Origin of the sequence: Pseudomonas sp. MF6394 (assembly GCF_002018845.1) — a bacterium.
Taxonomy (GTDB): Bacteria; Pseudomonadota; Gammaproteobacteria; order Pseudomonadales; family Pseudomonadaceae; genus Aquipseudomonas; species Aquipseudomonas lactis.
In genome coordinates, this window is record NZ_MVOJ01000015.1 from 154,750 (window position 1) to 161,085 (window position 6,336).

Below are 6,336 nucleotides of genomic sequence, written 5' to 3' on the forward strand. Positions count from 1 at the left end.
TCCCCGAGTAATTGAAGTTAGAACGGTTTGACCACGACCAAAATTACGATAGCCAGCAATATCAGAACCGGGACTTCATTGAACCAGCGATAAAAGACATGGCTGCGGGTGTTCTCGCCACGGGCGAAGCGCTTTACCTGTGCGCCGCACATGTGATGGTAGCCAATCAGCAGGACGACCAGGGTCAGCTTGGCGTGGATCCAGGCGCCCGACTGGAAAATGCCGGGGTTGAGGGCCAGCATCCAGATGCCGAAGACCAGTGTGGCAACCATCGCCGGGCCCATGATGCCCCGGTACAACTTGCGCTCCATGATGCTGAAGCGTTCCTTGCTGACGGTGTCTTCGCTTTGGGCGTGGTAGACGAACAGGCGCGGCAGGTAGAACAGCCCGGCAAACCAGCAAACGATGCTGACGATGTGGAAGGCTTTGACCCATAGATAGAGCATTTTAGTTATTCCCAGGTTCACGGTAGCGAAGATAGTAGTGGCTCATGCGCCCGTACGTCACGTTGACGGTTGTCGCAGGACGATACGGCCCCTATTATCGACGGCTTTCCAGTGGGTTCGTTGAGGGCAGGTTTATGGTCAAGGTCGGTATCGTCGGCGGCACGGGTTACACCGGTGTCGAATTGCTGCGTCTGTTGGCTCAGCATCCGCAAGCTGAGGTGGTGGTTATCACTTCCCGATCCGAAGCCGGGCTGGCCGTGGCCGATATGTACCCGAACCTGCGAGGCCACTATGACGGCCTGGCGTTCAGTGTGCCGGACACCAAGACCCTGGGTGCCTGCGACGTGGTGTTCTTCGCCACGCCTCACGGTGTAGCCCATGCGTTGGCCGGTGAGCTGTTGGCGGCGGGTACCAAGGTTATCGATTTGTCGGCAGACTTCCGCCTGCAAGACGCCGATGAGTGGGCCAAGTGGTACGGCCAACCCCATGGTGCGCCGCAGCTGTTGGAAGAGGCAGTCTACGGCCTGCCGGAAGTCAATCGCGAGCAGATCAAGCAAGCACGCCTGATTGCGGTGCCGGGTTGCTATCCAACAGCCACGCAATTGGGCTTCCTGCCATTGCTGGAAGCTGGTCTGGCGGATGCGTCGCGCCTGATCGCCGACTGCAAGTCGGGCGTCAGTGGTGCGGGCCGTGGTGCGGCGGTAGGTTCTCTGTACTCCGAAACGTCGGAAAGCATGAAAGCCTATGCGGTAAAAGGTCATCGGCACTTGCCGGAAATCCGCCAGGGCTTGCGTCGCGCTGCCGGCCAGGATGTGGGGCTGACCTTCGTGCCGCACCTGACGCCGATGATCCGTGGGATCCACTCCACGCTGTATGCAACCGTCACCGATCGCTCGGTAGACCTGCAGGCGCTGTTTGAAAAACGTTATGCCAATGAGCCGTTCGTCGACGTGATGCCGGCCGGCAGCCATCCGGAAACGCGCAGCGTGCGTGGTGCCAATGTGTGCCGTATTGCGGTGCATCGTCCGCAGGATGGCGACCTGGTGGTGGTGTTGTCGGTGATCGACAACTTGGTCAAGGGCGCGTCGGGCCAGGCGGTGCAGAACATGAACATCCTGTTCGGCCTGGACGAGAAGTTGGGCCTGTCCCACGCGGGGATGTTGCCTTAACGCGGGCTTACCGTTGCGCGAAAGGCCCGTTGATCGGGCCTTTTGCATTTTTAATGGTCGCTGGGCAGATTGATATACCGTAACAATAGTTGACCGCTTTTCTAGGAGAAGCGGATAATGCCGGTCATTACGCATATGGCGGCGCTACGCCGGGAGATTATCAGCATGAGCGTTGAATCCTTCACCCCCACGGCTTTGCAATTCACCCACGGTGCTGCGCACAAGGTGAAGAGCCTGGTCGATGAAGAGGGTAATGATCGCTTGAAGCTGCGCGTATTTGTTACGGGCGGCGGTTGTTCAGGGTTTCAGTACGGTTTTACCTTCGATGAAGATGTGGCCGATGACGACACTATCGTTGAGCGCGAGGGTGTGAGCCTGGTCGTGGATCCGATGAGCTTCCAATACCTGGCGGGTGCAGAGGTGGATTATCAGGAAGGTCTGGAAGGCTCGCGCTTCGTGATCAAGAACCCTAATGCCACCACGACGTGTGGTTGCGGGTCCTCGTTCTCGATCTGACCGGTAGCAGATACAAAAACGCCGCTTGGCTTTACGGGCCAAGCGGCGTTTTGCTGTCTGGGATTCAGGCGGGGTAGATCGCGCCAAGCACTCGAAGCCCGCGAGCGCCAGTGACGCTGGGGCGATTGGCGGCAATTCCCTCAAGGCAGCAATGGGCCAGCCAGGCGAAGGCCATTGCCTCTACCCAGTCAGGGTCTACGCCGTAGGCCGCTGTAGTGCTGACATGGGTGGAAGGCAGTAGCGCGGTCAGCCGGCTCATCAGTGCCCCGTTATGGGCGCCGCCGCCGCAGATCAGCAAGGTTGTTGTGTCAGTTTGGGCGCTTTGCAGGGACTCGACGACGGTCAGGGCCGTCAGCTCCAGCAGGGTGGCCTGCACGTCTTGGGGGTCAAAGGCGGGCAAGCGGCCAAGGTGCTGCTGCAGCCAGGCCAGGTTGAACACCTCTCGCCCCGTGCTTTTCGGGCCTTTGGTCAAGAAAAACGGATCGCTGAGCAACGTGGTGAGCAACTGGGGCTGTACCTTTCCGCTGGCCGCCCATTGCCCGTCCTGATCGAAGTGTTCGCCGCGCTGCAAATGAATCCACGCATCGAGCAGCACGTTCCCTGGGCCGCAGTCGAAACCGGCGACAGGCTTGCCCGTCTCGATCAGGCTGAGGTTGCTGAACCCGCCGACATTCAATACCGCGCGATTGCCCGTCTGCTCGCCGAACAAGGCTTCATGAAAGGCTGGAACCAATGGGGCGCCTTGGCCGCCGGCAGCGACATCGCGGCTGCGGAAGTCGCTGACGACGGTGATATCTGTCAGTTCGGTGAGAAGGGCAGGGTTGCCGATCTGAACGGTAAAGCCTCGGGCGGGTTCATGGCGAATCGTCTGGCCATGGCTACCAATCGCCCGAACGTCCTGAGGCTTGAGGTTCTGTTGATCCAGCAAGGCGTGGATGCCTTGGGCGGCGAGCGTGACCCATTGTTGCTGGGCGATTGCCGAGCGGGCGATCTCATCCGGGCCGCTGGCGCATAGGCTCAGCAGTTCTGTGCGCAAGGCGTCAGGCATCGGGATGTAGCGGGTGGCGATCAGATTGATCGCCGCACCTTGTTCGATAAGGGCGATATCCAGGCCGTCGAGGCTGGTCCCGGACATCACGCCGATATAGAGCGGCATACCTTAACGCTTCGCCGAAGCCAGCAAGGTGGAGCGCTCTTGATCCATCCGTGCCATCAGCGGCTGGCTCTGCTGCATGAAGCGCGCGCGTTCGGCCTTGGCAATCGGGTCGGCCATCGGCAGCTTCTGGCCTAATGGGTCGACGTGTACGCCGTTGACCTGGAACTCGTAGTGCAAGTGCGGGCCGGTGGAGAGGCCGGTGGTACCGATGTAGCCGATCACTTGGCCTTGTTTCACGTTGCCGCCAGTCTTCACGCCCTTGGCGAACCCTTGCATGTGGCCGTACAGCGTGCGGTAAGTGTTGCCGTGCTGGATGATCACCGTATTGCCGTAACCACCACGGCGCCCCGCCAACAAGACCTTGCCGTCGCCCGCCGCCTTGATTGGCGTGCCACGCGGCGCGGCATAGTCGACGCCCTTGTGTGCGCGAATTTTGTTCAGAATTGGATGCTTGCGGCCCATGGAGAAACGCGAGCTAATACGGGCAAAGTCAACGGGTGTACGGATGAAGGCCTTGCGCATGCTGTTGCCATCAGCCGTGTAGTAGCTGCTGTTGCCTTGTTTGTTGGTGTAGCGCACGGCGGTGTAGGTTTTGCCACGGTTTGTGAAGCGTGCAGACAGAATGTTGCCAGTGCCGACTACTTTTCCGTTGGCTACTTTCTGCTCGTAGATCACGTCGAATTCGTCGCCTTGACGGATGTCCTGAGCGAAGTCGATGTCGTAGCCAAATACGCTGGCCATGTCCATGGTCATGCTATGCGACAGGCCCGCACGCGCGGCCGATTGCGACAGGGAGCTGTTGATCACGCCATGTACGTAGGCGGAACGCATGACGGGTTTGGTGGTGATTCGGTTGAATGCGAAGCCTTTGGCGCCTTTGCTCAGGCTGATGCTTTCCAAGTCACTGATGCTGGTATGCAGGTTGTTCAACTGGCCGTCTGGCGTCAGCTCAAATTCAAGCTTTTGGCCACGTTTGAGCTGAGTGAATTGCTTGGCTTGTTTATCGCTGGCGAGCACGTCATTTACAGCGGCGGCAGGCAACCCAACCTTTTCGAACAGGGTAGAGAGAGTGTCGCCTTTGCCCACGATGACTTCGCGATGCTGGGGATTCTTGGTTGCGGCGGCCGCAGGTGCTTCCTGGGCGGCTTGCTGGGTGTCTTCGGGAGTGCTTTCGATCTGTGCGAAAGGTGATTCAGTCGCAGTGTTTGTGGCTTGTTGTGCGTCGGAAGCGTCTTGATCTTGTGTCAGTTGTTCAACTGGGCTTTCCAGATCAAGGCTCAGGGATGTTCGTTTGGCTTCAACGTCACTGGAAGGGAATACCAGCAGTGCCAGGCTGAGAAGGGCGGCGATACCACTTGCTGCGAGCAGGTGGGTCTTCGGGTAAAGCGGCGGCGCTTTAGACGGTTCAGTGGTCATAGGTAATTTTGACTTTGAAGATGAAATGGAAAAGATGAATGACATGATGAAGATGAAATAACTGTATAAAATATAACCAAATCATCTGTGGCGCAAGCTCGCGAACGCTGGGCTTGCTGAACGGTGTCCGTGCGCAGGGCAAAACTTGTAATTAGTCCCTGATCTTGTATGGTTGGTTCCCTTTTGAATCTGAGCCTTGCGGGTCTGTTATGAAGTCGGTTGAAGAGCAGCTAGCGCTGATAAAACGTGGTGCGGAAGAACTGTTGGTCGAGTCCGAGCTGATCGAAAAGCTCAAGCGTGGCCAGCCCCTGCGTATCAAGGCTGGCTTTGATCCGACTGCGCCGGATCTGCACTTGGGTCATACCGTGCTTATTAATAAGCTGCGTCAGTTCCAGGAACTGGGCCATCAGGTCATCTTCCTTATAGGTGACTTCACCGGGATGATCGGTGATCCAAGCGGCAAGAGCGCTACGCGCCCGCCGCTGACTCGCGAGCAGGTGCTCGATAATGCTGAGACCTATAAAACCCAGGTATTCAAGATCCTTGACCCAGCCAAGACCGAGGTGGCGTTCAACTCCACTTGGATGGACAAAATGGGGCCGGCAGATTTCATTCGCCTGACGTCCCAGTACACCGTGGCGCGCATGCTTGAGCGCGATGACTTCGACAAGCGTTACTCGACCAATCAGCCAATCGCCATCCATGAGTTCCTTTACCCGCTGGTTCAAGGGTACGACTCGGTGGCGCTGCGTGCGGACGTTGAGTTGGGTGGCACTGATCAGAAGTTCAACCTGTTGATGGGGCGTGAATTGCAGCGCGCCTATGGTCAGGAGGCTCAGTGCATTCTGACCATGCCATTGCTGGAAGGCTTGGATGGCGTCAAGAAGATGTCCAAGTCCTTGGGTAACTATGTCGGTATCCAGGAAGCGCCGGGTGTGATGTACGGCAAGCTGGTGTCTATTCCGGACGCGCTGATGTGGCGTTACTTCGAACTGTTGAGCTTCCGCTCGATGGACGAAATCAATGCGCTGCGTGCGGATGTCGAGGCGGGCGCTAATCCTCGGGATGTGAAGATTAAGCTGGCTGAAGAAATCGTTGCACGCTTCCATGGTGAGGAGGCTGCGGCCAGCGCTCACCGTGCGGCAGGTAATCGCATGAAAGATGGCGAGTTGCCTGACGATCTGCCGGAGATTGAGCTGGCTGCTGCCGAGGCTATGCCGATTGCGGCTGTGCTTAATAAGGCTGGCCTGGTGAAAAACTCGGCGGTCGCGCGCGATCTCTTGGGTTCGGGCGGTGTGCGTATAGATGGTGAGGTGGTTGATCGCACCTTTATATACGAGCTGGGCGCCACTCACGTTTGCCAGGCGGGTAAGAAGGCATTTGCGCGTATTACGCTCAAATCCGAATAAGTCTGAAATAGGTGTTGACGGCGAATTATATCTGTCTATAATTCGCCCCACTTCCGGCGCAGTCGAAACGGAAAACTCCTTGGTAAACAATGAGTTGCGCGGTTCTCGACAGCAAGTTGCTTCAGTTCATCGAAGCCAAAAGGAAGTTGAAAAAGAGGTGTTGACAGCAGCGTGTAACGCTGTAGAATTCGCCTCCCGCTTACGAGAGATCGCAAGCGCAAGTG

At 57.7% G+C, this 6,336-nt stretch carries 6 protein-coding genes; 3 read left to right on the forward strand and 3 right to left on the reverse strand.

Annotation, left to right across the window (positions count from 1 at the left end; translation table 11 throughout):
• Positions 1-17: 17 nt before the first annotated feature.
• A complete protein-coding gene (hemJ, locus tag MF6394_RS17400) occupies positions 18-446 on the reverse strand; it encodes a protoporphyrinogen oxidase HemJ (RefSeq protein ID WP_003194674.1) in 429 nt (142 codons plus the stop codon).
• A gap of 134 nt (positions 447-580) precedes the next feature.
• Between hemJ and argC the strand changes: the two genes are divergently transcribed.
• Together argC and erpA are read left to right on the forward strand one after the other, a co-directional pair.
• The gene (gene argC / locus MF6394_RS17405; protein ID WP_014720162.1) at positions 581-1,615 is read left to right on the forward strand and encodes an N-acetyl-gamma-glutamyl-phosphate reductase; all 1,035 of its coding nucleotides are present in this window, start codon (positions 581-583) and stop codon (positions 1,613-1,615) included.
• Between the two features lie 165 nt (positions 1,616-1,780).
• Complete coding sequence (gene erpA, locus MF6394_RS17410; RefSeq protein ID WP_003176443.1) at positions 1,781-2,131, forward strand: iron-sulfur cluster insertion protein ErpA; 351 nt, start codon at positions 1,781-1,783, stop codon at positions 2,129-2,131.
• Between the two features lie 64 nt (positions 2,132-2,195).
• Here erpA and MF6394_RS17415 read toward each other — a convergent pair whose 3' ends face one another.
• Positions 2,196-3,287, reverse strand: a complete 1,092-nt coding sequence (locus MF6394_RS17415) for an anhydro-N-acetylmuramic acid kinase (RefSeq protein ID WP_078467138.1) — start codon at positions 3,285-3,287, stop codon at positions 2,196-2,198.
• A 3-nt stretch (positions 3,288-3,290) separates the two neighbouring features.
• A complete protein-coding gene (locus MF6394_RS17420) occupies positions 3,291-4,703 on the reverse strand; it encodes a peptidoglycan DD-metalloendopeptidase family protein (protein WP_078467139.1) in 1,413 nt (470 codons plus the stop codon).
• Between the two features lie 209 nt (positions 4,704-4,912).
• Here MF6394_RS17420 and tyrS point away from each other — a divergent pair, with 209 nt between their 5' ends.
• Positions 4,913-6,112, forward strand: coding sequence for a tyrosine--tRNA ligase (tyrS, locus tag MF6394_RS17425; protein ID WP_078467140.1), 1,200 nt, complete (start codon positions 4,913-4,915; stop codon positions 6,110-6,112).
• The last annotated feature ends 224 nt before the right edge of the window (positions 6,113-6,336 follow it).

What these genes read in the sequence shown, in the direction of transcription:
- hemJ (WP_003194674.1), bottom strand. Translation starts at nt 446, where the DNA reads ATGCTCTATCTATGGGTCAAAGCCTTCCACATCGTCAGCATCGTTTGC.
- argC (WP_014720162.1), top strand. Translation starts at nt 581, where the DNA reads ATGGTCAAGGTCGGTATCGTCGGCGGCACGGGTTACACCGGTGTCGAA.
- erpA (WP_003176443.1), top strand. Translation starts at nt 1,781, where the DNA reads ATGAGCGTTGAATCCTTCACCCCCACGGCTTTGCAATTCACCCACGGT.
- MF6394_RS17415 (WP_078467138.1), bottom strand. Translation starts at nt 3,287, where the DNA reads ATGCCGCTCTATATCGGCGTGATGTCCGGGACCAGCCTCGACGGCCTG.
- MF6394_RS17420 (WP_078467139.1), bottom strand. Translation starts at nt 4,703, where the DNA reads ATGACCACTGAACCGTCTAAAGCGCCGCCGCTTTACCCGAAGACCCAC.
- tyrS (WP_078467140.1), top strand. Translation starts at nt 4,913, where the DNA reads ATGAAGTCGGTTGAAGAGCAGCTAGCGCTGATAAAACGTGGTGCGGAA.